Below are 25,749 nucleotides of genomic sequence, written 5' to 3' on the forward strand. Positions count from 1 at the left end.
CTGAGGTGGGCTCCTTCTCTCAGGCCGCGTGCCCGGCGAGCAGCTCCGCGGCCTTCTGGAGATCGTCCGGGGTCTTCAGGGCCACGCTCGGAACGCCCTTGAGCGCCCGCTTGGCCAGCCCCGTCAGGGTCCCGCCGGGGCACAGCTCGATGATCCCGGTGACGCCCAGTGCGGCGAACGTCTCCATGCACAGGTCCCAGCGGACCGGATGGGCGACCTGGCCGACCAGGCGGGCGACGACATCGGCGCCCGAGGTGACGACCCCGCCGTCCTTGTTCGACACGTACGTCAGCGCCGGGTCCGCCGGGTCGAGGGCCTGCGCGGCCTTCTCCAGGGTGGCGACCGCCGGGGCCATGTGATGCGTGTGGAAGGCGCCCGCGACCTTGAGGGCGACGACCTTCATGGAGCCTTCGGGCTTGTCGGCCTCCAGAGCGGCGATCTGCTCCAGGGTCCCGGCCGCCACGATCTGGCCCGCGCCGTTGATGTTGGCCGGGGCGAGCCCCAGCTTCTCCAGGTGCGCCACGACCACGTCGCGGTCACCGCCCAGCACCGCGGCCATGCCCGTCGGGACGACCGCGGCCGCCTCGGCCATGGCCAGGCCCCGGGTCCGTACGAACGACAGCGCGTCGGCCTCGCCCAGCACACCGGCGTACGCGGCGGCGGTGATCTCACCGACGCTGTGGCCGGCGACCGCGCCGAAAGCCGCCGGGGAACCCAGCGCCGAAGCGGACAGCAGACCCGCCGCGACCAGCAGCGGCTGGGCCACCGCCGTGTCGCGGATCTCGTCCGCGTCGGCCTTCGTGCCGTAGTGGGCGAGGTCGAGCCCGAGAGCGTCGGACCACCCCGCGACGCGCTCGGCGGCGCCGGGGAGTTCGAGCCAGGGAGTCAGGAAGCCGGGCGTCTGAGCGCCTTGGCCTGGAGCGACGAGTACGAGCACCCTCACACTCTCTCTTGTATCCGGCCCGCGCCGCCCGTGGGGACAGGGACGAAGAACCGTCGGGGTAATTGTTGATGTCTGACAAAAGTCTAGGACTGGAGATCGCCGTCGGCCAGACGCCCGAGGATCAGGGCGATCCGCAGCGTGAACGCCGAACGGACATCGGAGGGCGACCAGCCGGTGACGTCGGTCACACGTCGGAGCCGGTAGCGCACCGTGTTGGGGTGCACGAACAGCATCCGCGCGGCCCCCTCCAGGCTGCTCGCCTGCTCCAGGTAGACACTCAGCGTCTCCAGCAGCGCCGAGCCCGCCTCCTCCAGCGGTCTGTAGATCTCCTCCACCAACTGCTCCCTCGCCGAGGGATCAGCCGCGATCGCGCGCTCGGGAAGGAGGTCGTCCGCCAGCACCGGCCGGGGGGCGTCCTGCCAGGCCGTGCACGCCTTCAGCCCGGCCGCGGCGGCCTGCGCCGACTTCGTCGCGTTCAGCAGGTCGGGGACCACCGGCCCGGCCACCACCGGCCCGGCCGCGAACGGCCCGATCAGCGATTTCGCCACCTGTAGCGGGTTGTCGCTGCCGCCCGCGATGACCACGAGCCGGTCGCCCAGTACCCCCGTCAGCACCTGGAGCTTGTGGTGGCGGGCCGCCCGCCGGATCGCCTCGACCGTCAGCTCGCTGTCACCGTCCGGGGCCGTGCCCAGGACGACGCACACGTGCTCCGGCGAATTCCAGCCGAGCGCCGCCGCCCGCGACAGCGCACCCTCGTCCGCCTCGCCCGACAGCACCGCGTTGACGACGAGGGACTCCAGGCGGGCGTCCCACGCCCCGCGCGCCTCCGCCGCCTGGGCGTACACCTGGGCGGTCGCGAAGGCGATCTCCCGGGCGTACACGAGCAGCGCCTCGCGCAGCACCGACTCGTCGCCCGGGGCCGCCACCTCGTCGATCGCGGTCTCCATGACCTCGATCGTCGTACGGACCATCTCCACCGTCTGGCGCAGGGTGATCGCCCGGGTCAGCTCGCGCGGAGCCGTCCCGAACACGTCCGTGGAGATCGCCTGCGGGGTCTCCGGGTGCCGGAACCACTCCGTGAACGCGGCGATGCCGGCCTGGGCGACCAGGCCGATCCACGACCGGTTCTCCGGCGGCATCGCCCGGTACCACGGCAGGGTCTCGTCCATGCGCGCGATCGCGTTGGCGGAGAGCCGGCCGGCGGACTTCTCCAGCCGGCGCAGCGTCGCGGGATGCGGGTGGGCGGGATGCGCGGCGTGCGCGGGACGCGCCGGGCCGGTCTCGGGGGAATGCTCACGTTCGGGTTGGGGCACGGGACAAGACTGCCTTATCGGCGCCCCGGCGCGGAGCCGGGTCCACGGGCACCCGGCCGCCGCACCCGCCGCGGCCGTCCCGGACGGACCCGCCCCGGGGTCTACGGTGGCCACCATGATTGATGTACGCCGCGCCGCGGACCGGTACGAGGGCGGGAACCCGGCCGCCGGGATCACCACCCGGCACGCCTTCTCCTTCGGTTCCTCCTACGACCCGGACAACATCCGCTTCGGACCCGTGCTCGCCTGCAACGAAGAGCTCCTGCAGCCGGGCTCCGGTTTCGACGAGCACCCGCACAGCCAGACCGAGATCGTCACCTGGGTGGTGGAGGGCGAGCTCACGCACAAGGACAGCACCACCGGCGACACCGGCCTGGTCCGCTCCGGCGACGTACAGCACTTCGCCGCCGGCGCGGGCGCGCGGCACATCGAACGCAACGACGGCCCCGCGCCGCTGCGCTTCGTCCAGACCTGGCTGGCCCCGCTGACGGCGGGCGGCGAGCCCTCGTACCGGCTGGTCCGGGGCCTCGCGGACGGGCAGCCGTACGAGGTCCCCGCGGCCGGCGCCGTCCTGCACGTGCGGCGGCCCGGCGCGGGCGAGCGGATCACCGTGCCGTCGGCGCCCCGGGTCTACCTGCACGTGGTGCGCGGCGACCTGCGCCTGGACGGCGAGGAACTCGGCCCCGGCGACTCGGCGCGGATCACCGGCGAGACGGGACTGCGGATCGTCGCCGGTTCCCCGGGCGAACTGCTGATCTGGGAACTGCCCTAACGCGCGCGGAGCTCGGCGAGGACCGCGTCGGTGAACGGGGTCCAGGCCGCCACGGCCCACGGGCCGAAGGCGCGGTCGGTCAGCGCCACGCACGCGGCGCGCGCGTCCGGGTCCACCCACAGGAAGGTGCCGGACTGGCCGAAGTGCCCGAAGGTGCGGGGCGAGGACGTGGTGCCCGTCCAGTGCGGGGACTTGCCGTCGCGGATCTCCATGCCCAGCCCCCAGTCGTTAGGGGACTGGTGCCCGTAGCCCGGCAGGACGCCCTTGAGGCCCGGGTGCACGACGGAGGTGGCCTCGGCGACGGTGCGGACGTCGAGCAGCCGGGGCGCCTGGAGTTCGGCGGCGAAGCGCACCAGGTCGGCGACGGTGGACACGCCGTCCTTGGCGGGGGAGCCCTCCAGCGCGCTCGACGCCATGCCCAGCGGCTCGAAGACGGCCTGGTGCAGGTACTCGGCGAAGGGGATCCCGGTGGCCTTGGCGATGTGGTCGCCGAGCACCTCGAAGCCCGCGTTGCTGTACAGCCGGCGCTGCCCGGGCGGCCCCGTCACCCGGTGCTCGTCGAACGCGAGGCCGCTGGTGTGGGCGAGCAGGTGCCGGACGGTGGAACCCTCCGGCCCGGCCGGCTCGTCCAGTTCGACTGCGCCCTCCTCGTACGCGACCAGGGCGGCGTACGCGGTGAGCGGCTTGGTGACCGAGGCCAGGCGGAAGCGGTGCTGTACGGGCCCGTGGGAGCCGGCGAGGCTCCCGTCGGCGCGCACGACGGCCGCCGCGGCGGTCGGGACCGGCCAGCTCTCGATGGTCCGCAGGGTCTGCAAGGTCTCCGGGCTCTCCATGCGGCCGAGCCTACTTGCTTGGAGTGCACTCCAAGGTTTTAGCGTGGTCGCCATGAGCCTGACGCAGACGCGGTACACGATCAGCGAGGTCGAGGCGCTGACCGGTCTGACCCAGCACACCTTGCGCTGGTACGAGCGGATCGGCCTGATGCCGCACGTGGACCGTTCCCACTCGGGACAGCGGCGGTTCAGCGACAAGGACCTCGACTGGCTGGCCTTCGTGGGCAAGCTGCGCACCACCGGGATGTCGGTGGCGGACATGGTGCGGTACGCGGAGCTGGTCCGCGAGGGCGAGCACACCGTCGAGCAGCGGCGCGAGCTGCTGGAGCGGACGCGCCGCGAGGTGCGGGCGCGGATCTCGGAACTGACGGACGCGCTCGCCGTACTGGACTACAAGATCGATCACTACGCGGGGAAGGCTGTACGGCAATGACGCAGAGCACGGAGCGGATCGAGCGGGTCGAACTGGGCAAGGGCGGCCCCATAGTCGGTGTGCAGGGCCTCGGCTGCATGGGCATGAGCGAGTTCTACGGGGACACGGACGAGGCGGCGGCCCGGCAGACCCTGGACGCGGCACTGGCCGCGGGGGTCACCCTCTTCGACACCGCGGACGTGTACGGGCGCGGGGCGAACGAGGAGTTCCTCGCGCCGTTCGTCGCGGCGCACCGCGAGGAGATCACCCTGGCGACGAAGTTCGCCATCGAGCGCACCGACGACCCGCACTACCGCGGCGTCCGCAACGACCGCGGATACCTCCGGCAGGCGGTCGAGGGCAGCCTGCGGCGGCTCGGCACCGACGTGATCGACCTCTACTACATGCACCGGCGCGACCCGGCCGTGCCGCTCGCCGAGTCGGTGGGCGCGATGGCCGAACTCGTGCGGGAGGGCAAGGTGCGCCACCTCGGCCTGAGCGAGGTCACCGGAGCCGAGCTGCGCGAGGCGCACGCGGTGCACCCGATCGCGGCGCTCCAGTCGGAGTGGTCGCTGTTCAGCCGGGACGTGGAGCGCAGCGCGGTGGGCGCGGCGGCGGAGCTGGGGGTGGCGTTCGTGCCGTACTCGCCGCTCGGGCGCGGGTTCCTGACGGGCGCGTTCACGGACGCGGCGACGGAGCTGTCCGAGGGCGACTTCCGCAAGCACCAGCCGCGGTTCACGGGCGACAACGCGAAGGCGAACGCGGCGCTACTGGCCCCGGTGCGGGAGATCGCGGCGGCGCACGGGGCGACCCCGGCGCAGATCGCGCTGGCGTGGGTGCAGCAGCGGGCGCAGGTGCACGGGCTGACCGTGGTGCCGATCCCGGGGACCCGCAAGCCCGGCCGGCTCGCGGAGAACACGGCGGCGACGCGGATCACCCTGACGCAGTCGGAGCTGGCCCTGCTGGAGCCGATCGCCTCCGGGGTCACCGGCGACCGCTACCCGGACATGTCCTCCACCTCGGCGGCCCGCGAGGGCTAGCCTGCGAATCCAGCCCGCCGGCGGCCCGGGCGATTCCGGCATGGCCGGGGTCGGCGGGGCCGGGCAATTTCAGCCTCGCCGGCGATTGAGGGGTGTGGGGCGGAGCCCCACTAACCCGGCGCAGCCGGGGCCGCTCGCGCGACGGCGCCGCAGCCCGGCCGGCCGCGGCGGCGTACGGCGTCGGCTACGCCAGCCGGTCGCGCAGGGCCGAGTACTCGGCGTCCGTGAGCAGCCCCGCGCTGTGCAGCTCACCGAGGTGAAGGAGCCGGTCCCCGCCGGAGGCCTTCGGCGCGGCCGTCGTCACCGGCATCCGCCGCCCCCGCAACGCCGCCAGCACGGCCGCCGCGAACGGCAGCGACTCGTGCACCGCCCCGTACCCCACCCCGAACACGGCCGCCGCCAGGTCGTGGTCCGGCCGGGCCCCGCCGGCGGCGTCCGCGGCGGCGTCCCGCAGCAGCAACCGCAGGTGCCCCTCCGGCCCCTCGGGGGAGCGCCACACCACCCCCGTCACCTCCGCCAGCGGATACCGCTGGTCGCCCGCCTTCCACTTGGTACTGCTGGCGCCCGTGCGCGACCAGTGGAAGCCGACGGCCGCCCCGTCGAAGCCGACGCGCGCGTCGTACGCCTTGAGGTGCGCCGGCGCCTGCGGGGCCGCGACGAGGAAGCGCTCCGCCGCCGCCGCGGGCCCGAGCCGGTCCCGAACGTCGTCCGCCAGCGCCGCCGCCCGCGGGGCGCACGCGCCGGGCAGCACCAGCCGGTACGGGTCGCAGCTCTCCTTGAGCTGTCCGGCGGCGGCCTCCATCAGCGGATCCGCCCCGGGCCTCGGCACGGCGCGCAGCACCACGGTGTCCCGCCTGCCCACCGCCAGACTCACCTCGGACAGCGCTTCCAGCGGGATCCGGCGCTCCCTGAGGGCGTGCCAGAGCCTTGGCGTCCGCAGCCCCCGCGCGAAACGGATGATCACCGAGTCGGAGTCGAACTCCCAGACGGCATGGTTTCCGGCCAATACGTCCCCCATGCGGCTCATGGTAGAGGGACGTGCCCCCGCTCGTCCCCCTCACCGCAGAGACGGTTCTGCGGGGCCAGTGGGCCCGTCAGTCCCCGGAAACTCCCTGTCGGCACGTGTCGTCCCCTGTCACGCACACAACGGAACCGAACGCGCCGGTTCCGATCTTCGCGAAGTTGTCCAGCGAGGCGGTCCCTGGCTCGAAATAGCCGGTGTGGTTCCGGGCCCCCGCCGAGGACAGCAGGCGCGCCCCGAAGTCCGGCGACACGGGGTCCGCCCCGTGGCCCAGGCCGCCCAGTTCCAGGTGCGGTACGTCGGCGATCCAGTCGCCGGAGTCCCGCATCGCCCACACCCGGGCCGCGGTGTGCAGCTCGGCGGCGTTCGACACGCGCATCCCGGGGCTGCCGGCCACCACCACGTCGGTCACCCGCGACGGCAGCTCGTGCGCGGCGACCCCGCACACCACCGAGCCGTAGCTGTGGCAGACCAGCGCCACGCTGGACCGCCCGGGCAGGGACGCGGCCAGCGCCCGCAGCCGTACGGAGCCCTCCACGGCGAGCTTGCCGGTGGCGGCGTCCATGCCGACCCCGGTGGGGGCGGTGTACCCGGCCCAGGCGATGACCGCGGTGCTGCTGTCCGGCGCGCTCGCGCGTTCGGCCTCGTAGAGGGAGCGCGCCATGCCGGACGGCGCGGTCAGCCGGCGCTGCGTCCGCTCGAAGGTGAGCAGGTCGGTGTCGACGCCGGGCACGATCACCGACACCCGGCGGGCCTGGTCGAGGTCGCCGTAGACCTCCGCGACGAGGCCGTCGCCGGTGGGGTCGAACAGGAGGATCTGCCGTCCCGGGTCGGCCAGCGATTCGAGGCGGTGGGCGCGCCGGAGCGCGGTGGCGCGGTCGGCCGGGGTCAGGGCGACGTCCCGGCTGCGGGCCTCCTCCACGCGCCGGGCCTGCTCCAGGGAGTGCAGGTTGGCCCGGTAGCGGGTGGTGGCGGGCACCCCGTCGAGGTTGCCGACGACGAGCGGGTAGCCGTCCGCGAGCCGGGCGCGCTGAGCGCCGTCGAGTCCGGCGAAGAAGCGGGAGACCGCGGCGACGGGGGCGTCGGCGGCGGGCAGGGCGCGCCCGTCGATCCGGGCCAGGGACCAGGCGGAGAGGGCGGCGGCCCGCGGCGAGATGCCCGCCTCGGGCCGGTGCACGGAGGTCCAGCCGGTGATCACCAGCATGACGAGGACGACCGCGAGCGCGAGCAGGGTGCGCATTGCGGCGGGGGGCGCTGTGGCGCCGGCGGTGTGGTGGACGGAGCCGGGCAGTTTCACTGGAACCAGCCTAGGAGACCGCTGGAGCCCCTGGCGCGCCGGGTGACGGGTCTCACCGCCGACCGAGTCACAGACTGTCGGGCCGTCACGCTCGGCTACTGCCCCCGCCGCCGCACGTACGCCCCCGCGCACGCCGTCGCTCAGTGCCAGTCCGCGGCCAGTGCCGGGCCGATCTGATCGAGGTAGGCCTCGGTCATCCGCCGGATCGCCGCCACGCTGGTGTCGTGCCCCTGCCCCCACAGCCGTCCGGTGACCCGCATGACGCCGGAGAAGGCGGCCACCGCGACCCGCGGCCGGGGGTCGGCGTCCACGTCCAGTCCCTCGCGTTCCGCGACGAGCCGCGCGATGCGCTCCTCCAGCTCGGTGGAGCGCCGCAGGTGGACGGCGAGCAGCGCCGGAGTCGACTCGATGAGCTGGTAGCCGCGCATGTAGAGGTCGACGGGCACCACGTCGGAGATCGCCTCGTCCACGGTGTCCCAGGCGACGAGCACCGCGTTGCGCATCGCGGTCAGCGGCCCCTCGGCGGCCGGCCGTGCCCGCAGCGCCGCCACGAAGTGCGACTCGACCAGGTCCTGGACGGCGAACGCGACCTCCTCCTTGTTGGCGAAGTAGCGGAAGAAGGTGCGCTGGGAGACCTCCACGGCGTCGGTGATCTCGTCGACCGTCGTCTTCTCGTAGCCCTGCGCGAGGAACAGCAGGAGGGCTGCGCGCAGCAGCGCGTCCCTGGTGCGCCGCTTCTTGCGTTCGCGCAGTCCGGCCGCCGGAACGGCCGGCGCGGGCCGGTGTTCGGTCATCACCGCGTGGTCCCCTTCCGGTGTTGCTGCCGGGATCCGATGCCGGTCTGTTCTGACGCTGAGTGAGCGGTCAGGGTACCTGTGACCCAGCTGACAGCGACTGTCCCGTTAAGCCGTTTGTGAAGTGTCAGTCGCTGTCACTAGCCTGTTCGCATGACTAGTCAGATCACCGCCGACGGCCGGGTGACCCTTGAGAAATTAGGCCCGCCGCCGTCGGGTTCAGGACTGCGCGGCCATCCGTGGCTCACCCTCTTCGCCGTTGCGATCGGCGTCATGATGGTGACCCTGGACGGCACGATCGTCGCGGTCGCCAACCCCGCCATCCAGAAGGACCTCGGCGCCAGCCTCGCCGACGTGCAGTGGATCACCAACGGCTACCTCCTGGCCCTCGCCGTCTCCCTCATCACCGCCGGCAAGCTCGGTGACCGCTTCGGTCACCGGCAGACCTTCCTCATAGGCATCGCCGGCTTCGCGCTCTCCTCGGCCGTCATCGGCCTGTCCACCGGCGTCGAGCTCGTCATCGGCTTCCGGGTCGCCCAGGGTCTCTTCGGCGCGCTGCTGATGCCCGCAGCGCTCGGCCTGCTGCGCGCCACCTTCAGCGCCGAGAAGCTGAACATGGCCATCGGCATCTGGGGCATGGTCATCGGCGCCTCGACGGCCGCCGGGCCCATCGTCGGCGGCCTGCTCGTCGAGCACGTCAGCTGGCAGTCCGTCTTCTTCATCAACGTCCCCGTCGGGATCGTCGCGCTCGGCTTCGGCCTCTTCATCCTGCTCGACCACCGGGCCGAGAACGCCCCGCGCTCCTTCGACCTGCTGGGCATCCTGCTGCTGTCCGGCGCGATGTTCTCGCTCATCTGGGCCCTGATCAAGGCCGCCGAGTGGGGCTGGGGCGACGCCAAGACCCTGGCCTTCCTGGGCGCCTCGGTCGTCTGCTTCGCGCTCTTCGCCTTCTGGGAGAACCGGGTCGCCGAACCGCTCATCCCGCTTGGGATGTTCCGTTCGCTGCCGCTGTCCGCCGGCACCGTACTGATGGTGCTGATGGCCTTCGCGTTCATGGGCGGCCTGTTCTTCGTCACCTTCTACCTCCAGAACGTCCACGGCATGAGGCCGGTCGACAGCGGGCTCCACCTGCTGCCGCTCACCGGCATGATGATCATCGGATCGCCCCTGGCGGGCGCCGCGATCACCAAGATCGGCCCGCGGATCCCGCTGGTCGCCGGCATGGTCGCCACCGCGGCGGCCTGCTTCGGGATGGCCCAGCTGACCCCGGGCACCGGCACGATGGTCATGTCGCTCTGGTTCGCCCTCCTCGGCCTCGGCCTCGCGCCCGTCATGGTCGGCGCCACCGAGGTCATCGTCGGCAACGCCCCGCTGGAGCTGTCCGGGGTGGCCGGCGGGCTCCAGCAGGCCGCCATGCAGGTCGGCGGCAGCCTGGGCACCGCCGTGCTCGGCGCCGTCATGGCGGGCACCGTCCGTGACTCGTTCGGGGACAACTGGCAGCGCGCGCAGCTGCCGCCGCTCAGCCCCGAGCAGCTCGACCTCGCCGAGAAGGGCGTGCAGGTCGGCATCGCGCCCGTCCCGCCGGGCGTTCCGCAGCAGGTCGCGCAGGCGGTCACCAAGGTCGCGCACGACACGTTCGTCTCGGGCATGAGCACCGCCTTCACCGTCGCGGGCGTGGTCGCGGTGCTCGCCGCGATCGTGGCCGGCTTCACCAAGCGCGGCGAGAACGCCGCCGCGGGGACGGGCGCGGCCCACGTCTGAGCCGGCCGTCCGGGCGCCGCACAGGCGTCAACCCCCTGCGCACGACAGCCCCGCCGGACGGTTCCGGCGGGGCTGTCGCCTATCCGGGTGGACCCGGCCGCAGCACCTTCCGGACGCACGTCGCCGCAGGTCAGCGTGGGGTCGTCGGAGCTCCGGAAACGGTCCGGGGCCTGCTTGTCCACAAGGAGTTGACCCGTCATGCGTACGTGTATCCCCGCGCAGCGCAGTACCTTCCTGGCCGCCCTCGCCCTGGCCGCGGCCGCCCTCGTCCCGGGCACGGCCGGCCCCGCGCACGCCGCCGGGCCACCGACGCTCGGCGCCTGCGCCACCGGGCAGCTGTGCCTGTGGGTGAAGCCGGACTTCAAGGGCGCCCGGCACACCTACGAGCTCAGCACCCTCGACATCAACAGCTGCACCGCGCTGCCCGCCGGGACCAGCGCCCAGGCCCTCACCAACCGGACCGGCCGCCCGGTGACCACGTACCAGTCGGCGGAGTGCCAGGAGACGGGAGAGTTCCAGACCTACCCGGGCGACGGCGTCTGGCTGCCGCAGTCGCCCTACCAGGTGCGGGCGTTCAAGGTCTGGGAGCGCTGACCGGCCCGGGGAACGCGTGGTCGTCCGCCGCCCCCGCCGGGGCCCCGGTGCGGTCCTCCCGCGCCGGGGCGCCGGCCGGCCCCGGCCCCGCCGGCCGGTTTCCCAGCCGGGCGACCTCGGCGCGCAGCGCCCGTACCTCCTCGGCCAGCTCCGCGATCGCCGCGGTCTGCGCCCGCTCCACCTGGTCGTCGCGCTCGAACCTGGAGATGAACCAGGCGGCGATGTTGGCGGTGACCACACCCAGCAGTGCGATCCCCGACAGCATCAGCCCGACCGCCAGCAGCCGCCCCAGCCCGGTGGTGGGGGAGTGGTCCCCGTACCCGACCGTGGTCATGGTGGTCACCGACCACCACAGCGCGTCCCCGAGGCTCTTGATGTTCCCCCCGGGCGCGTCCCGCTCCACGCTCAGCACCGCCAGCGAGCCGAACATCAGCAGCCCCACCACCGCGCCCGCCACGTACGTGGTCAGCCGGACCTGCGGCGCCATCCGGGCCCGCCGGCCCACCAGCAGCAGCGTCGACACCAGCCGCAGCAGCCGCAGCGGCTGGATCATCGGCACCAGTACCGCGGCCAGGTCCAGCCAGTGGCCCCGTACGAACGCCTTCCGCGACGGCGACAGGGTCAGCCGGACCAGGTAGTCGGCGGCGAAGGCGCCCCACACCACCCACTCGGCGTGCGTGCACGCCCGGTGCACCGCGGGGCTCGCGTCCGGCGCCACGATCGGCACGGCGTACGCGACGGCGAACGCCACGGCGAGCACGAGCAGCGGGGTCTGGCTCCGCCGCTCCCACCGGGCCTGGCGGGAGGGTTCTTTCATGCCCGCATAGTAAAGAACGAGTAAGGGGCGTTGGGACAACCGTCCCAACGCCCCCTCGGAAGGGTGACGGCTACGCGTCGCCGCCCGCCGCGCCCGGGTCGGCCGCCGCGACGTCCAGCAGCTGGTAGCGGTCGATGGCCTGCTTCAGCAGCGAACGGTCGATCCGGCCCGCCTTCGCCAGCTCGGTCAGCACGGCCAGCACCACCGACTGCGCGTCGATGTGGAAGAACCGGCGGGCCGCGCCACGGGTGTCCGCGAAACCGAACCCGTCGGCGCCGAGCGAGGTGTACGGGCCGGGGATCCAGCGCGAGATCTGGTCCGGCACCGACCGCATCCAGTCGGAGACCGCCACGAACGGCCCCTCGGACCCCGAGAGCTTGCGCGTCACGTACGGGACGCGCTGCTCCTCCTCCGGGTGGAGCAGGTTGTGCTCCTCCACCTCCACGGCCTCGCGGCGCAGCTCGTTCCAGGAGGTCGCCGACCAGACGTCCGCCTTCACGTTCCACTCGGCGGCCAGGATCCGCTGGGCTTCCAGCGCCCACGGCACGGCCACGCCGGAGGCCATGATCTGCGCCCCGATGCTGCCCTCCGTGGCCGCCGACACCCGGTGGATGCCCTTGAGGATGCCCTCGACGTCGACCCCGGCCGGCTCGGCCGGGTGCTGGATCGGCTCGTTGTAGACGGTCAGGTAGTAGAAGACGTCCTCCGACTCCGGGCCGTACATGCGCCGCAGACCGTCCTTGACGATGTGCGCGATCTCGTACCCGTACGCCGGGTCGTACGCCACGCAGCCCGGGTTGGTCGACGCCAGCAGCTGGGAGTGACCGTCGGCGTGCTGGAGACCCTCACCCGTGAGGGTGGTCCGCCCGGCCGTCGCGCCGAGGACGAAACCGCGCGCCAGCTGGTCGGCCATCTGCCAGAACTGGTCACCGGTGCGCTGGAAACCGAACATCGAGTAGAAGACGTAGACCGGGATCAGCGGCTCGCCGTGCGTCGCGTACGCCGAACCCGCCGCGATCAGCGAGGCCGTGCAGCCCGCCTCGGAGATGCCGTCGTGCAGCATCTGGCCGGTCGGCGACTCCTTGTACGCGAGCAGCAGCTCGCGGTCGACCGCCTCGTACTGCTGCCCCAGCGGGTTGTAGATCTTGGCGCTCGGGAAGAAGGCGTCCATGCCGAAGGTGCGGTACTCGTCGGGCGCGATCAGCACGAACCGCTTGCCGATCTCCTTGTCCCGCATCAGGTCCTTCAGGATCCGCACGAACGCCATCGTCGTCGCGATCGACTGGTGGCCCGAGCCCTTCTTGGCCGCCGCGTAGGCCGCGTCGTCGGGCAGCTGGAGCGGCTTCGCGCGCACCACGCGGGTCGGCACGTAGCCGCCGTGGGCGTTGCGCTGGTCGTGCATGTACTGGATCTCGGGGGAGTTGCGGCCCGGGTGGTAGTACGGCGGGGCGCCGCGCTCCAGCTGCGCGTCCGTGATCGGGATGTGCAGCCGGTCGCGGAAGCGCTTGAGGTCGTCGACCGTCAGCTTCTTCATCTGGTGCGTCGCGTTGCGGCCCTCGAAGTTCGGGCCCAGCGTCCAGCCCTTCACCGTCTGGGCCAGGATCACCGTCGGCTGGCCCTTGTGGGCCTTGGCCGCCGCGTACGCCGCGTAGACCTTCTTGTGGTCGTGGCCGCCGCGCCCGAGGTGCTGGATCTGCTGGTCGGTCATGTTCTCGACCATCGCTCGCAGCCGCTGGTCACCGCCGAAGAAGTGCTCGCGGATGTACGCGCCGGACTCGGTGGCGTACGTCTGGAACTGCCCGTCGGGGGTGGAGTTCATCTTGTTGACCAGGATGCCGTCGCGGTCCTGCGCCAGCAGCGGGTCCCACGAGCGGTCCCAGATCAGCTTGATGACGTTCCAGCCGGCACCCCGGAAGATCGACTCCAGCTCCTGGATGATCTTCCCGTTGCCGCGGACCGGGCCGTCCAGGCGCTGGAGGTTGCAGTTGACGACGAACGTCAGGTTGTCCAGACCCTCGCGGGCCGCGATGGACAACTGGCCCAGCGACTCCGGCTCGTCCATCTCACCGTCACCGAGGTACGCCCAAACGTGGGACTTGGAGGTGTCCGCGATCCCGCGCGCCTCCATGTACCGGTTCATCCGGGCCTGGTAGATCGCACCGAGCGGGCCGAGGCCCATCGAGACGGTCGGGAACTCCCAGAAGTCGGGCATCAGCCGCGGGTGCGGGTAGCTGGACAGACCGTACGGAGCCTTCGACTTCTCCTGCCGGAACGCGTCGAGCTGCTGCTCGGAGAGCCGGTCCAGGAGGTAGGCGCGGGCGTAGATGCCGGGCGAGGCGTGGCCCTGGAAGAAGATCTGGTCGCCGCCGTCACCCTCGTCCTTGCCGCGGAAGAAGTGGTTGAAGCCCACGTCGTAGAGGGAGGCGGAGGAGGCGAAGGTCGCGATGTGGCCGCCGACCCCGATCCCGGGGCGCTGTGCGCGCGAGACCATGACGGCCGCGTTCCACCGGGTCGCGTTGAGGACCTTGCGCTCGATCTCCTCGTTGCCGGGGAAGAAGGGCTCGTCCTTGGTGGCGATCGTGTTGACGTAGTCCGTACTGCGCATCTCGGGAACGGCCACGCGCTTCTCGCGCGCCCGCTCGATCAGGCGCAGCATCAGGTAACGGGCGCGTTCACGGCCGCGCTCGTCGACGGCCGCGTCCAGGGAGTCGAGCCACTCCTGCGTCTCTTCCGGATCGAAGTCCGGGACCTGGCTCGGCAGGCCGCCAATGATGATCGGATTGCGATCGGATGCGGAAGCCACGCTGTTCCTTCGCTGTCGGGGGAGTCGTGCCTTGGGTCGCCGCCTCCCATGGTCTTACGCTCGGCCGAAATCTTCACCTCTACCACTGGGTAACCCCTGGAAAGCCTGGGCACCGCCGGTGGAGCGGGGGGAAACGACGTCAGAGCGGGTCCGGCCGGACCGCCACCTTACGCCCAAGTCGATCAGCCCCTTCGTAAGGCCGTTCGTCCCTCAAACAGGTGGGAAGTCCCGAGCGATGCCGATTGAGCCGGAATGGTGTGGGATGAATCACCACAGGCCCGTACGGGCACCATCAAAGTTGCGGCGAGACGGCCGCAATCGTCACCGTTTCGACGGTCTCGGCGGCCGGGTACTTGCGCGATCCGCCGCGCCCGTGTGGACTACGCCCAATGCTGCGCGTACGCGCGCCGCCGAAAGACATTCACCGAACATGAGCAGGAGGCACCCCGTGAGCGCGACCGCGGACCACGCGGAGAGCCTGGCCGCCCGGCTGGGTTTCCAGTCCGAACAGGTGGTCCAGGAGATCGGCTACGACGACGACGTCGATCAGGAATTCCGTGACGCCGTCGAGAAGCTCGTCAGCGAGCTCGCCGACGAGGACTACGACGACGTCGCCGACGCGGTGCTGTTGTGGTTCCGAGACGAGGACGGCGATCTGACGGACGCCCTGGTCGATGCGACCGAGCTGGTCGAGGACGGCGCACTGATCCTGCTGCTGACCCCCAAGACGGGCCGTGACGGCTACGTCGAGGCCAGCGACATCAGCGAGGCCGCCGAGACGGCCGGCCTCTCGCTTGCCAAGGGCCTGCCCGTCGGCAAGGAGTGGACCTCCACCAAGCTGGTGACGCCGAAGGCCGCCAAGGCCAAGCGCTGAGCCGCGCCCCGCAGCCGAGCGGACACACCCCGCCGACCGGAATCACCCCGGTCGGCGGGGTGTGCGCGTTCCGGCGGCGTTGCGGTGGCGCACGCGCGTTCCCCTCCCGGAGGCCGTACCCCATAGGCTGGCCGCACCCGAACAGCCCACCGCAGGAATGCAGGAACGAAGGGATTGCGAGAGATGGCGATCGAGGTCGGCAGCAAGGCCCCGGACTTCGAGCTCAAGGACAACCACGGCGCCACCGTGCGGCTCTCCGACTTCCGGGGGGAGAAGGCCGTCGTGCTGCTCTTCTACCCGTTCGCCTTCACCGGCGTCTGCACCGGTGAGCTGTGCGAGCTGCGCGACCAGCTCCCCCGCTTCCAGAACGACGAGGTCCAGCTCCTGGCCGTCTCCAACGACTCGGTGCCCACCCTCCGGGTCTTCGGCGAGCAGGAGAACCTGGACTACCCGCTGCTCTCCGACTTCTGGCCGCACGGCGAGACCTCCCGCGCCTACGGCGTCTTCGACGAGGACAAGGGCTGCGCGGTCCGCGGCACCTTCATCATCGACAAGGACGGCGTCGTGCGCTGGACCGTCGTCAACGGGCTGCCCGACGCGCGTGACCTGAACGAGTACATCGAGGCCCTCGACAGCCTCTGACGGGTACGTCGCCCGATCCGCGGGAAATCCGGTGACGGGCGGGAACCCGTCACTAGGATCGAAACGTTGATCCGACAGCAACCGCACGAAGGGGCGCAGCCCCACATCGAAACCCAATGGAGGACCCGTGGGAGTCAGCCTCAGCAAGGGCGGCAACGTCTCGCTGACCAAGGCCGCGCCTAACCTGACGGCGGTCATCGTCGGTCTGGGCTGGGACGCTCGCACCACCACCGGAGTCGACTTCGACCTCGACGCCAGCGCGATCCTGACCAACGACCAGGGCAAGGTCGCCAACGACTCGAACTTCGTGTTCTTCAACAACCTGAAGAGCCCGGACGGCTCGGTCGAGCACACCGGTGACAACACCACCGGTGAGGGCGAGGGCGACGACGAGGCCATCAAGGTCAACCTGTCCGGCGTCCCGGCCGATGTGCACAAGATCGTCTTCCCGGTCTCGATCTACGAGGCCGAGACCCGCCAGCAGAGCTTCGGCCAGGTGCGCAACGCCTACATCCGGGTCGTGAACCAGGCCGACAACAGCGAGCTCGCCCGCTACGACCTCTCCGAGGACGCCTCGACCGAGACCGCCATGGTCTTCGGCGAGCTGTACCGCAACGGCGCGGAGTGGAAGTTCCGCGCGATCGGCCAGGGCTACGCCTCGGGCCTGCGCGGCATCGCCCAGGACTTCGGCGTCAACGTCTGAGCCCTGGCCTCAGCCAGCCGGCTGTGACCCGCAGCCGCTTCCGGTCCGGCGCCGTGCACTGTGTGTACGGCGCCGGACCGGCTTTACCAGCACCACCGGAACCACCGGTTCTACCGATGGCACCCAGCACGACCGCAGCAGCACGACCGCAGCGCCACCAGCCCGACCGCAGTGCCGGCACCACCGCACCACCATCACCACGTCGTCCGGGGAGGACCACAACATGGGCGTCACACTCGCCAAGGGGGGCAACGTCTCCCTGTCCAAGGCCGCACCGAACCTCACCCGGGTCCTGGTCGGTCTCGGATGGGACGCGCGCTCCACCACGGGCGCCGACTTCGACCTCGACGCCAGCGCGCTGCTGTGCCGCGACGGCCGGGTGCTCGGCGATTCGTACTTCGTCTTCTACAACAACCTCAAGAGCCCCGAGGGCTCCGTCGAACACACGGGCGACAACCTCACCGGCGAGGGTGAGGGCGACGACGAGTCGATCATCATCGACCTCACCAAGGTGCCGGTGGAGGTGGACAAGATCGTCTTCCCCGTCTCCATCCACGAGGCGGAAGCCCGCCGGCAGAGCTTCGGCCAGGTCAGCAACGCGTTCATCCGCGTGGTGAACCAGGCCGACGGCCAGGAACTGGCCCGCTACGACCTCACCGAGGACGCCTCCAGCGAGACCGCGATGATCTTCGGCGAGGTCTACCGGTACGGGGGCGAATGGAAGTTCAGGGCGGTGGGACAGGGGTACGCGTCGGGGCTGCGGGGCATCGCTCTAGACTTCGGGGTCAACGTTTCGTAAAGCCGTACAACACGATGGGGTGCCAGTGGTTCTCAAAACCTTCGGCTGGTCGTTCGCAGTCACTGCGCTCGGTCTGGCCGCAGCGGTGTTCTACGGGGGGTGGACCGCTTTTGGGATCGTGGCGATCCTGTCCGTCCTTGAGATCTCGCTGTCCTTCGACAACGCGGTGGTCAACGCCGGAATCCTGAAGAAGATGAATGCCTTCTGGCAGAAGATCTTCCTCACGGTCGGTGTGCTGATCGCGGTCTTCGGCATGCGGCTGGTGTTCCCCGTCGTGATCGTCGCGATCACCGCCAGCCTGGGGCCGATCGAAGCCGTCAATCTGGCGCTGACCGACAAGGACCGCTACCAGCAACTGGTCACGGACGCCCACCCGGCGATCGCGGCCTTCGGCGGCATGTTCCTGCTGATGATCTTCCTCGACTTCATCTTCGAGGACCGGGACATCAAGTGGCTCGCCTGGCTGGAGCGTCCGCTGGCCAAGCTCGGCAAGATCGACATGCTGTCCGCGTGCATCGCGCTGATCGCACTGCTCATCACCTCGGCGACCTTCGCGACCCAGGCCCACCAGCACGGCGGCGTCCACGTCGACAAGGCGGAGACGGTCCTGGTGGCCGGCATCGCCGGTCTGATCACCTACATGATCGTCGGTGGTCTCTCCGGCTACTTCGAGAACAAGCTCGAAGAGGACGAAGAGGCCGAACACGAGGCCGAGGAGGAAGCGAAGCGGAGCGGCAGCGCCGTCCCGGCCGTCGTCATGGCCGGCAAGGCCGCGTTCTTCATGTTCCTCTACCTCGAAGTCCTCGACGCCTCGTTCTCCTTCGACGGGGTCATCGGCGCCTTCGCCATCACCAACGACATCGTGCTCATGGCCCTCGGCCTCGGCATCGGTGCCATGTACGTCCGGTCGCTGACGGTCTACCTGGTCCGCCAGGGCACCCTCGACGACTACGTGTACCTGGAGCACGGCGCGCACTACGCCATCGGCGCGCTCGCCGTGATCCTCCTCGTCACGATCCAGTACGAGATCAACGAGGTCATCACCGGCCTCGTCGGCGTCCTGCTGATCGCCTGGTCCTTCTGGTCCTCCGTGCGCCGCAACAAGCGCCTGGCCGAACTGGAAGGAGTTCCCGTCGAGGCATGAGCCCGGCGGGAATGCGGAACGCTCCATGTGCGGGGCGGCCTGAGGGTCCACGGACCCTGCCCCGGACTTCGTCCGGGGCCCGGCCGCCCCGCTTCCGTACGTGCGGGGTTTCAGGGGGGTAGGGGAAATGGGTCTCTTCGACAGCGTCTTCGGCAGCGGCTTCTTCGACGGCATCAGGGGCGCCCGCGCGATGCGCTTCGACTCGGGCAGCGCCTCGTCCAACGCGATCGAGCTGACCAGGAGGCATCCGACGGTCTCGCTCACCAAACAGGGGGCCGTCCACGGAAACCTGCGGGTCAACCTCTCGTGGCGGATGCGCACCTCCGACATCGGCGGCCGCTCCGGCCAGAGCGGCCGGCTGCTGCGCCACCCGTTCAAGCTCTTCAAGCCCGACATGGTGCAGGCGCACACCCAGGGCATGGTCAACGTCGACCTCGACATCGGCTGCCTGTACGAGCTGACGGACGGGACGCGGGGCGTCGTCCAGCCCCTGGGCAACCTGCACGGCGACATCAACAGTCCCCCGTACGTGAAGCTCAGCGGCGACGACCGGTTCGGCGCGCCCTCGGGCGAGACGATATTCGTCAACCTCGACCACGCCGACGAGATCAAGCGGCTGCTGGTCTTCGTCTACATCTACGACCAGACCCCGGCCTTCGACCGGACCCACGCCCTGGTCACCCTGTATCCCAGCACCGGTCCGCGGATCGAGATCCAGCTGGAGGAGCGCCACCCGCAGGCGCGGTCCTGCGCCGTGGTCTCGCTGGAGACCGTCAAGGGCGAGCTGACCGTGCGCCGCGAGGTGAAGTTCGTCTACGGGTTCCAGGCCGAGCTGGACCGGCTGTACGGGTGGGGGCTCCAGTGGGGCCGGGGCTACAAGAGCACCAAGGCCTGACCGGTGCCCCCCGCGGGGCTCCGCTCAGGCCCCGGCCGGGACGGCCCGGACGGTGCGCCGGTCAGCGGCGGATGAACTGCGGGCCCTGCGCCGGGAGCCGGAAGGCGGAGTCGCCGCCCGGCCCGGGCACCGGGGACACCGGCTGCGGGTAGCCGTAGGCCGGCTCGACGGCCGGCGGGGCCTGGGTCGGCGGCGCGGGCGCCGGGCGCACCGCGGGCACCGGAGGCGTCGGCGGCGCCATCGCGGCCGTCTGCTCGTCGGTCGGTCCGGGCGCGGGGCTCGCCGCCTGGTCGGGCGCGTTCTCGTCGACCGAGATCCCGTGGTCGGTCGCCAGCCCCACCAGGCCGTCCGAGTACCCCTCACCCAGGGCGCGGAACTTCCACCCCTCGGCCCGGCGGTAGAGCTCGCCGCAGATCAGCGCCGTCTCGGCACCCGTCTCCGGGTGCACGTCGAAGTAGGCCAGCGGCTCGGAGCCGCCGGTGGAGGTGGCGTCGTACAGCAGGATCCGCAGGTCATGGATCCGCTGAAAGGGCACGTCCTCGGCGGAGGCCACCACCAGAACCCGGTCCACCACGGCCGGCACCGTCCGCAGGTCCGCCTGGACGGCGTCGGTGATCGCGTCCCCGATCTGCTTCTTGCCCAGGCGCCACACCGCCCCCGACGGGTGCCGGGGCTGGTTGTAGAACACGAAGTCCTCATCGGAGCGCACCCGCCCGTCCGCCCCCACCAGGAGTGCGGACGCGTCCACGTCCGGCACCTCGGGTCCGGTGGTCCAGCGCAGCACCGCCCGGACCGCCACGGCGGACACCGGGATGTTCGAGCCCTTCTGCATCGCGTGCGTCATGCCGGTCATCCTGCCCTCCCGGCCGTGACCTGGACAATGCGGCCCCCCGTAGTCACATGCCCGTAGCCACTTGTACGGGACCCGGGACCTGGGCATGGTGCAAGAGGGTTACCTGAACTTCATGTGCTTGCGGAACTCTTGACTTGTATTCGTACGTACTATTACCGGCCACGCCAGTTGGGCCGCCGAGGCAGTACGGGGGAAGCACATGCGTCACTTCGGGCACATTTCGCCCAGCGTCCGCAAGGACCTCTTCCACCAGGAGCCGGCCGAATTCACCGCCGCCTCCCCCGCCCGTACGCTCGCCGCCGGACTCGGCGCCACCCTCTACAGTCCGGCGATCCGCCCCCGCCTCGCCGACGACATCCGCAAGCAGGCGGCCCGCGGAGTCGTCTCCATGGTCCTCTGCCTGGAGGATTCCATCAGCGACGGCGAGGTGACGGAGGGCGAGGCCAACCTGATCCGGCAGTTCGCCGCGCTCGACGAGGACGGCGCCGAGCCGCCGCTCCTCTTCATCCGGGTGCGCACGCCCGAACAGATTCCCGACCTCGTGGGCCGCCTCGGCGGCTCGGCGCGGCACCTGGCCGGATTCGTACTGCCGAAGTTCACGGAGAGTCGCGGAACCGCCTTCCTCGACGCCGTCGCCCAGGCGGAGCGGGCGAGCGGCACCGCCCCCCTGTACGCCATGCCCGTCCTGGAGACCCCCGAGCTGCTCCACCTCGAAACCCGGGTCGAGGCACTCGCCGGGATCTCCCGGACCGTGAACCGCTACCGCGAGCGCGTCCTCGCCCTGCGCCTCGGCGTGACCGACTTCTGCTCCGTATACGGACTGCGCCGCACCCCCGACATGACCGCCTACGACGTCAAGATCGTCGCGGGCGTCATCGCCGACGTCGTCAACGTCCTCAGCCGCGCCGACGGCACCGGCTTCACCGTCACCGGTCCCGTCTGGGAGTACTTCCGCAGCCAGCAGCGCCTCTTCAAGCCGCAACTGCGCCGCAGCCCCTTCCTCGCGGAAGGCGTCGAGGAACTGCGCACCGCCCTCATCGAGCACGACCTCGACGGACTGCTGCGCGAGATCGAACTCGACCGGGCCAACGGACTGCTCGGCAAGACCTGCATCCACCCCGCGCACGTCACGCCCGTCCACGCGCTGTCGGTGGTCTCCCACGAGGAGTTCAGCGACGCCCAGGACATCCTGCGCCCCGAGCGCGGCGGCGGCGGTGTCATGCGCTCCGCCTACACGAACAAGATGAACGAGGTGAAGCCCCACCGGGCCTGGGCCGAGCGCACCATGCTGCGCGCCGAGGTCTTCGGTGTGGCGAGGGAGGAGGTCGGCTTCGTCGACCTGCTCACGGCCGGGCTCAAGGTATGAACCCGCCGCCGTCGCACACGCGGTTTTCGGAGCGTTCCATGAAGAAGGGCAAGACGATCGACGAGGTGTGGTCGGGAACCTGGGTCGCGGACCGGCTGGGCGTACGCCTGGAACAGGGCGCGGCGCCCGGGCAGTCGCAGCCCGGACAGCCGCCGTTGCGGGACCTGCTCGGGCTCGCCCTGCGGCGCAACCCCAAGCGCGCCCACCTGCTGGTCTCCCGGATCCTGGGCAAGCACGTCCCGCAGTCCCCGGCGGCCGTCCACGCCGCCGGCCACGGGCTCGGCGAACGCGTCCGGGAGCTGCTGGGAGAGGCGGCCGCCGACGCGGTCGTCCTCGGGTACGCCGAGACCGCCACCGGCCTCGGCCACAGCGTCGCCGACGGCCTGCGCACCGCCCCCTACCTGCACTCCACCCGCCGCCCCGTGCCCGGCGTGGAGCCCGCGGGCGGCTTCGAGGAAGCCCACTCGCACGCCACCTCGCACCTGCTGCTCCCCGCGGACCCGAAGCTGCTGACCGGCAGCGGACCGCTGGTCCTGGTGGACGACGAGTTCTCCACCGGCAACACCGTCCTGAACACCATCCGCGACCTGCACGCCCGCCACCCCCGCCCGCACTACGTCGTGGTCGCCCTCGTCGACATGCGCTCCGCGGCCGACCGCGAGCGCCTGGACGCCTTCGCCGCCGGGCTCGGGGCCCGGATCGACCTCGTCGCCCTCGCCACCGGGACGGTCGGGCTGCCCGAGGACGTCCTGGCCAGGGGGCAGGCGCTGGTCGAGGAGTACGAGTCCCAGGAAACCCCGGCCGGCACCGGCCCGGCCGCGCCCGTCCGGCGCGTCGGCCTGGACTGGCCCGCCGGGCTGCCCGACGGGGGCCGGCACGGCTTCACCCCCGCGCACCGGGCCCGGCTGGAGGCGGCGCTGCCCGCGCTGGCCGCCCGGATCGACGCCGAGCTGGGGGCCGGGGCCCGCCGGGTCCTGGTGCTGGGCAACGAGGAGCTCATGTACGCGCCGTTGCGGCTCGCGCGGGCCCTGGAGGAGTCCGGGGCGCGCGAGGTCCGCTTCTCCACCACCACCCGCTCGCCGGTGCTCGCCGTGGACGATCCCGGCTACGCCATCCGGACCCGGCTGACCTTCCCGGCGCACGACGGGCCCGCCGACGGGCCGGGGGAGCGGTACGCGTACAACGTCGCGGGCGCCGGCTTCGACGCCGTCGTCGCCGTCGTCGACTCCCGCGGCGACACCGACGCGCTGCACGCCCCCGACGGGCTGCTCGCGCGGCTCGCCCCGCACACCGGGCAGGTGCTGCTGGTGGTCGTGCCGTCGTACGTACCGGGGGCGGGGGTGGTGCCGTCCGCCGCACAGCAGCACTCCGCCGGGGCCTCCCGTCCCGCTCGTCCCGCTCGTCCCGACCTTTCCGACCGGCAGGAGCCGATCATGACCGAGCCCCTGCGCGGGCCCGCCTTCTCCTCCTACCCGGCCGAGGACGTCGGCTGGTTGCTCCAGGACTTCTCGGCGGTCGAGCTGGAGGCCCCGACCGAGGAGCGCGAGGAGGCCATCCAGGCGGGCGGCGCGCACTACGCCGAGTCGCTGCCCGTGGAATACCAGCCGTCCCCCGACTACCAGCGGCTCTACCAGAGCGCGCTGACCGCCTCCGCGGCCCGAATAGCCCGCGCCGTGGGCACCGTCACCGAAACGGTGCTCGCCGAACGGTCGCCGTCCCCCGTGCTCGTCTCCCTCGCCCGCGCCGGCACCCCCGTCGGTGTGCTGATGCGGCGCTGGGCGCAGGCCCGGCACGGCCTGGACCTGCCGCACTACGCCGTCTCCATCGTGCGCGGCCGCGGCATCGACGCCAACGCGCTGCGCTGGCTGGCCGCCCGCCACGACCCCGCCGACGTCGTCTTCGTCGACGGCTGGACGGGCAAGGGGGCCATCACCCGGGAGCTGCGCGACGCCCTGGCGGAGTTCGACGGCTTCGACCCGGAGATCGTCGTCCTCGCCGACCCCGGCTCCTGCGTGGCGACGTACGGCACCCGCGAGGACTTCCTGATCCCCTCCGCCTGCCTCAACTCCACCGTCTCGGGACTCGTCTCGCGTACTGTGCTCAGGTCCGACCTGGTCGGGCCCGCCGACTTCCACGGCGCGAAGTTCTACCGCGAGCTCGCCGGCGCGGACGTGTCCGTCGCGTTCGTCGACGCCGTCGCCGCCCGCTTCGACGAGGTGGCCGAGGCGGTCGACGCCGAGGTCAAGGAACTGCTGGCGGCCGACCGGACCCCGACCTGGGCGGGCTGGGCGGCCGTCGAGCGGATCAGCGAGGAGTACGGGATCCACGACGTGAACCTGGTCAAGCCCGGCGTCGGCGAGACGACGCGGGTGCTGCTGCGCCGCGTGCCGTGGAAGATCCTCGCGCAGCGCGGCGCCGGCGCCGACCTGGACCACGTACGCCTGCTCGCCGAGCAGCGCGGAGTGCCGGTCGAAGAGGTCGACGGGCTGCCCTACACCTGCGTGGGACTCATCCACCCCCGCTTCACGCGCGGCGCCACCGGCGCCGACGGAAAGGCCGTGGCCGCCAAGTGACCGTCCTCGTAGCCAGTGACCTCGACCGCACCCTCATCTACTCGGCGGCCGCGCTCGGCCTGACCATGCCCGACCCGGTGGCGCCCCGGCTGCTGTGCGTGGAGATCCACGAGAGCAAGCCGCTGTCGTACATGACGGAGACCGCGGCGGCCCTGCTGGCGGAGCTGACCGCGGACCCGGACGTCGTCTGGGTCCCCACGACGACCCGGACGCGCAAGCAGTACCAGCGCATCCGCTTCCCCGGCCGCCAGGCGAAGTACGCGATCTGCGCCAACGGCGGACAGCTGCTCGTGGACGGCGTGCCGGACCGGGACTGGCGGCGGCAGGTCGCGGCGCGGCTCGCCGAGGAGTGCGCCCCGCTCACCGAGGTGCACGACCACCTGCTGGCGACCGCCGATCCGGCGTGGCTGCGCAAGGCACGGGTGGCCGAGGACCTGTTCGCGTACCTGGTCGTGGAGCGGGCGCTGGTCCCGGACGAGTGGCTCAAGGCGCTGGTGTCCTGGGCGGAGCGGCGCGGCTGGACCGTGTCCCTGCAGGGCCGCAAGATCTACGCCGTCCCGCGTCCGCTGACCAAGAGCGCGGCCATGCGGGAGGTGGCCCGCCGTACCGGGGCCACCACCACCCTGGCGGCCGGTGACTCGCTGCTGGACGCCGATCTGCTGCTGGCGGCGGACCGGGGATGGCGGCCGGGCCACGGCGAACTCGCGGACGCGGGCTGGACCGCCGGGTCGGTCACGGCGCTCGCGGAGTCGGGCGTCCTGGCGGGCGAGGAAATCGTGCGCGCGTTCCGGCGCGCGGTCGGCGAACTCGGCACACTGGGCGCATGACCAAGGGCAACAGCACCAAGATCACTGACGAGCTCTACCAGTACGTGCTCGACCACAACCCCCCGCTGGACGCCATCCAGCGCGGGCTCGTGACGACCACGTACGAGAAGTTCCCCGAATCGGCGGGGATGCAGTCGGCGCAGGAGCAGGGGCCGCTGCTGGCCTTCCTGGTCCGGCTGACGGGGGCCCGCCGCATCGTGGAGATCGGCACCTTCACCGGTTTCTCCACCCTGGCCATGGCGCAGGCCCTGCCCGCGGACGGCGCGCTGATCGCCTGCGACATCTCCGAGGAGTGGACGGCGTACGGCAAGCAGGCCTGGGAGGCGGCGGGCGTCGCGGACCGCATCGACCTGCGGATCGCCCCGGCACTGGAGACGCTGCGCGCGATGCCGGGGGAGCCGCACATCGACATGGCCTACATCGACGCCGACAAGGAGAACCAGATCGCCTACTGGGAGGAGCTCGTGCCGCGGATGCGGCCGGGCGGCCTGATCGTCAGCGACAACACCCTCTTCCACGGGCGGGTGCTCGACGAGGCGGCGACGGGCGCGGCGGCGGCCATCCGGGCGTTCAACGACCATGTGCTGGCCGACGACCGCATGGAGTCGGTGCTGCTCGCCATCTCGGACGGCCTGACCCTTTCCCGCAAGCGGTAGCGCCGGCCGGCGGCCGG

24 protein-coding genes are annotated in these 25,749 nt (G+C 71.7%); 15 read left to right on the plus strand and 9 right to left on the minus strand.

Features of this window, described 5'->3' with window-relative positions; translation table 11 throughout:
- Window positions 1-19 precede the first annotated feature (19 nt).
- A complete protein-coding gene (locus ACWGH1_RS19625; RefSeq protein WP_453355230.1) occupies window positions 20-937 on the minus strand; it encodes an ACP S-malonyltransferase in 918 nt (305 codons plus the stop codon).
- Window positions 938-1,026: 89 nt separating this feature from the next.
- The gene (locus ACWGH1_RS19630) at window positions 1,027-2,256 is read right to left on the minus strand and encodes a PucR family transcriptional regulator (protein WP_453355226.1); all 1,230 of its coding nucleotides are present in this window, start codon (window positions 2,254-2,256) and stop codon (window positions 1,027-1,029) included.
- A gap of 115 nt (window positions 2,257-2,371) precedes the next feature.
- Between ACWGH1_RS19630 and ACWGH1_RS19635 the strand changes: the two genes are divergently transcribed.
- Complete coding sequence (locus tag ACWGH1_RS19635; protein ID WP_453355225.1) at window positions 2,372-3,028, plus strand: pirin family protein; 657 nt, start codon at window positions 2,372-2,374, stop codon at window positions 3,026-3,028.
- Here ACWGH1_RS19635 and ACWGH1_RS19640 read toward each other — a convergent pair.
- A complete protein-coding gene (locus ACWGH1_RS19640; RefSeq protein WP_453355229.1) occupies window positions 3,025-3,843 on the minus strand; it encodes a serine hydrolase domain-containing protein in 819 nt (272 codons plus the stop codon). The genes ACWGH1_RS19635 and ACWGH1_RS19640 overlap by 4 nt on opposite strands.
- Window positions 3,844-3,913: 70 nt before the next feature.
- Here ACWGH1_RS19640 and ACWGH1_RS19645 point away from each other — a divergent pair, with 70 nt between their 5' ends.
- A complete protein-coding gene (locus ACWGH1_RS19645) occupies window positions 3,914-4,294 on the plus strand; it encodes a MerR family transcriptional regulator (protein ID WP_453355224.1) in 381 nt (126 codons plus the stop codon).
- Complete coding sequence (locus tag ACWGH1_RS19650; RefSeq protein ID WP_453355223.1) at window positions 4,291-5,313, plus strand: aldo/keto reductase; 1,023 nt, start codon at window positions 4,291-4,293, stop codon at window positions 5,311-5,313. Before ACWGH1_RS19645 ends, ACWGH1_RS19650 begins: the two co-directional genes overlap by 4 nt.
- A gap of 184 nt (window positions 5,314-5,497) precedes the next feature.
- Here ACWGH1_RS19650 and ACWGH1_RS19655 read toward each other — a convergent pair whose 3' ends face one another.
- The 3 genes from ACWGH1_RS19655 to ACWGH1_RS19665 form a co-directional block, all read right to left on the minus strand.
- A complete protein-coding gene (locus ACWGH1_RS19655) occupies window positions 5,498-6,331 on the minus strand; it encodes a DUF4429 domain-containing protein (protein WP_453408855.1) in 834 nt (277 codons plus the stop codon).
- 76 nt (window positions 6,332-6,407) lie between these two features.
- On the minus strand, window positions 6,408-7,574 hold the full coding sequence (locus tag ACWGH1_RS19660; RefSeq protein ID WP_453356819.1) for an alpha/beta hydrolase: 1,167 nt from the start codon (window positions 7,572-7,574) through the stop codon (window positions 6,408-6,410).
- Between the two features lie 197 nt (window positions 7,575-7,771).
- Entirely contained in the window at window positions 7,772-8,425 is a 654-nt protein-coding gene (locus ACWGH1_RS19665; RefSeq protein ID WP_453356817.1) for a TetR/AcrR family transcriptional regulator, read from the minus strand.
- Window positions 8,426-8,578: 153 nt separating this feature from the next.
- On the opposite strand from ACWGH1_RS19665, the gene ACWGH1_RS19670 reads away from it, so the two are divergent.
- The gene (locus ACWGH1_RS19670) at window positions 8,579-10,186 is read left to right on the plus strand and encodes an MFS transporter (protein WP_453408856.1); all 1,608 of its coding nucleotides are present in this window, start codon (window positions 8,579-8,581) and stop codon (window positions 10,184-10,186) included.
- A 198-nt stretch (window positions 10,187-10,384) separates the two neighbouring features.
- A complete protein-coding gene (locus tag ACWGH1_RS19675) occupies window positions 10,385-10,780 on the plus strand; it encodes a peptidase inhibitor family I36 protein (RefSeq protein ID WP_453357767.1) in 396 nt (131 codons plus the stop codon).
- Here ACWGH1_RS19675 and ACWGH1_RS19680 read toward each other — a convergent pair.
- Both ACWGH1_RS19680 and aceE read right to left on the minus strand, forming a co-directional pair.
- Window positions 10,761-11,597, minus strand: coding sequence for a potassium channel family protein (locus tag ACWGH1_RS19680; RefSeq protein ID WP_453357768.1), 837 nt, complete (start codon window positions 11,595-11,597; stop codon window positions 10,761-10,763). The genes ACWGH1_RS19675 and ACWGH1_RS19680 overlap by 20 nt on opposite strands.
- A gap of 70 nt (window positions 11,598-11,667) precedes the next feature.
- The gene (gene aceE, locus ACWGH1_RS19685) at window positions 11,668-14,400 is read right to left on the minus strand and encodes a pyruvate dehydrogenase (acetyl-transferring), homodimeric type (RefSeq protein ID WP_453356734.1); all 2,733 of its coding nucleotides are present in this window, start codon (window positions 14,398-14,400) and stop codon (window positions 11,668-11,670) included.
- 448 nt (window positions 14,401-14,848) lie between these two features.
- Here aceE and ACWGH1_RS19690 point away from each other — a divergent pair, with 448 nt between their 5' ends.
- From ACWGH1_RS19690 to ACWGH1_RS19715, 6 genes are all read left to right on the plus strand, one after another.
- Complete coding sequence (locus tag ACWGH1_RS19690) at window positions 14,849-15,274, plus strand: DUF3052 domain-containing protein (RefSeq protein ID WP_030009300.1); 426 nt, start codon at window positions 14,849-14,851, stop codon at window positions 15,272-15,274.
- Between the two features lie 183 nt (window positions 15,275-15,457).
- Window positions 15,458-15,916 (plus strand): peroxiredoxin, encoded by a 459-nt coding sequence (locus ACWGH1_RS19695; RefSeq protein ID WP_453357779.1) that lies wholly within the window; start codon window positions 15,458-15,460, stop codon window positions 15,914-15,916.
- A 127-nt stretch (window positions 15,917-16,043) separates the two neighbouring features.
- Window positions 16,044-16,619: a TerD family protein gene (locus ACWGH1_RS19700; RefSeq protein ID WP_136214179.1), complete on the plus strand. Its 576-nt coding sequence runs from the start codon at window positions 16,044-16,046 to the stop codon at window positions 16,617-16,619.
- A gap of 223 nt (window positions 16,620-16,842) precedes the next feature.
- Entirely contained in the window at window positions 16,843-17,418 is a 576-nt protein-coding gene (locus ACWGH1_RS19705; protein WP_136214178.1) for a TerD family protein, read from the plus strand.
- Between the two features lie 25 nt (window positions 17,419-17,443).
- Window positions 17,444-18,562: a DUF475 domain-containing protein gene (locus ACWGH1_RS19710; protein WP_453357550.1), complete on the plus strand. Its 1,119-nt coding sequence runs from the start codon at window positions 17,444-17,446 to the stop codon at window positions 18,560-18,562.
- Between the two features lie 127 nt (window positions 18,563-18,689).
- Window positions 18,690-19,457 carry a TerD family protein gene (locus ACWGH1_RS19715; RefSeq protein ID WP_453408857.1) on the plus strand — a complete coding sequence of 256 codons (768 nt, stop codon included), beginning with the start codon at window positions 18,690-18,692 and terminating at the stop codon, window positions 19,455-19,457.
- 61 nt (window positions 19,458-19,518) lie between these two features.
- Here the strand turns inward: ACWGH1_RS19715 and ACWGH1_RS19720 are convergent, their stop codons facing one another.
- Window positions 19,519-20,301, minus strand: a complete 783-nt coding sequence (locus ACWGH1_RS19720; RefSeq protein WP_453355774.1) for a TerD family protein — start codon at window positions 20,299-20,301, stop codon at window positions 19,519-19,521.
- Between the two features lie 208 nt (window positions 20,302-20,509).
- Between ACWGH1_RS19720 and ACWGH1_RS19725 the strand changes: the two genes are divergently transcribed.
- From ACWGH1_RS19725 to ACWGH1_RS19740, 4 genes are read left to right on the plus strand one after another with little or no spacing between them, the layout of a single operon-like run.
- Window positions 20,510-21,676, plus strand: coding sequence for an HpcH/HpaI aldolase/citrate lyase family protein (locus tag ACWGH1_RS19725; RefSeq protein WP_453355772.1), 1,167 nt, complete (start codon window positions 20,510-20,512; stop codon window positions 21,674-21,676).
- A gap of 38 nt (window positions 21,677-21,714) precedes the next feature.
- Complete coding sequence (locus tag ACWGH1_RS19730) at window positions 21,715-24,249, plus strand: phosphoribosyltransferase (RefSeq protein WP_453408858.1); 2,535 nt, start codon at window positions 21,715-21,717, stop codon at window positions 24,247-24,249.
- Complete coding sequence (locus ACWGH1_RS19735; RefSeq protein ID WP_453355251.1) at window positions 24,246-25,076, plus strand: HAD family hydrolase; 831 nt, start codon at window positions 24,246-24,248, stop codon at window positions 25,074-25,076. The genes ACWGH1_RS19730 and ACWGH1_RS19735 overlap by 4 nt, the downstream gene beginning before the upstream one ends.
- Window positions 25,073-25,732, plus strand: a complete 660-nt coding sequence (locus ACWGH1_RS19740) for an O-methyltransferase (RefSeq protein ID WP_453355252.1) — start codon at window positions 25,073-25,075, stop codon at window positions 25,730-25,732. Before ACWGH1_RS19735 ends, ACWGH1_RS19740 begins: the two co-directional genes overlap by 4 nt.
- Window positions 25,733-25,749: the final 17 nt, after the last annotated feature.

The sequence above is a fragment of the Streptomyces sp. NPDC054883 genome (genome assembly GCF_053610645.1).

Coding starts and splice junctions, on each gene's coding strand:
- ACWGH1_RS19635 (WP_453355225.1), top strand. CDS start 2,372: ATGATTGATGTACGCCGCGCCGCGGACCGGTACGAGGGCGGGAACCCG.
- ACWGH1_RS19645 (WP_453355224.1), top strand. CDS start 3,914: ATGAGCCTGACGCAGACGCGGTACACGATCAGCGAGGTCGAGGCGCTG.
- ACWGH1_RS19650 (WP_453355223.1), top strand. CDS start 4,291: ATGACGCAGAGCACGGAGCGGATCGAGCGGGTCGAACTGGGCAAGGGC.
- ACWGH1_RS19655 (WP_453408855.1), bottom strand. CDS start 6,331: ATGGGGGACGTATTGGCCGGAAACCATGCCGTCTGGGAGTTCGACTCC.
- ACWGH1_RS19660 (WP_453356819.1), bottom strand. CDS start 7,574: ATGCGCACCCTGCTCGCGCTCGCGGTCGTCCTCGTCATGCTGGTGATC.
- ACWGH1_RS19665 (WP_453356817.1), bottom strand. CDS start 8,425: ATGACCGAACACCGGCCCGCGCCGGCCGTTCCGGCGGCCGGACTGCGC.
- ACWGH1_RS19670 (WP_453408856.1), top strand. CDS start 8,579: ATGACTAGTCAGATCACCGCCGACGGCCGGGTGACCCTTGAGAAATTA.
- ACWGH1_RS19675 (WP_453357767.1), top strand. CDS start 10,385: ATGCGTACGTGTATCCCCGCGCAGCGCAGTACCTTCCTGGCCGCCCTC.
- ACWGH1_RS19680 (WP_453357768.1), bottom strand. CDS start 11,597: ATGAAAGAACCCTCCCGCCAGGCCCGGTGGGAGCGGCGGAGCCAGACC.
- ACWGH1_RS19695 (WP_453357779.1), top strand. CDS start 15,458: ATGGCGATCGAGGTCGGCAGCAAGGCCCCGGACTTCGAGCTCAAGGAC.
- ACWGH1_RS19705 (WP_136214178.1), top strand. CDS start 16,843: ATGGGCGTCACACTCGCCAAGGGGGGCAACGTCTCCCTGTCCAAGGCC.
- ACWGH1_RS19715 (WP_453408857.1), top strand. CDS start 18,690: ATGGGTCTCTTCGACAGCGTCTTCGGCAGCGGCTTCTTCGACGGCATC.
- ACWGH1_RS19720 (WP_453355774.1), bottom strand. CDS start 20,301: ATGACGCACGCGATGCAGAAGGGCTCGAACATCCCGGTGTCCGCCGTG.
- ACWGH1_RS19725 (WP_453355772.1), top strand. CDS start 20,510: ATGCGTCACTTCGGGCACATTTCGCCCAGCGTCCGCAAGGACCTCTTC.
- ACWGH1_RS19730 (WP_453408858.1), top strand. CDS start 21,715: ATGAAGAAGGGCAAGACGATCGACGAGGTGTGGTCGGGAACCTGGGTC.
- ACWGH1_RS19740 (WP_453355252.1), top strand. CDS start 25,073: ATGACCAAGGGCAACAGCACCAAGATCACTGACGAGCTCTACCAGTAC.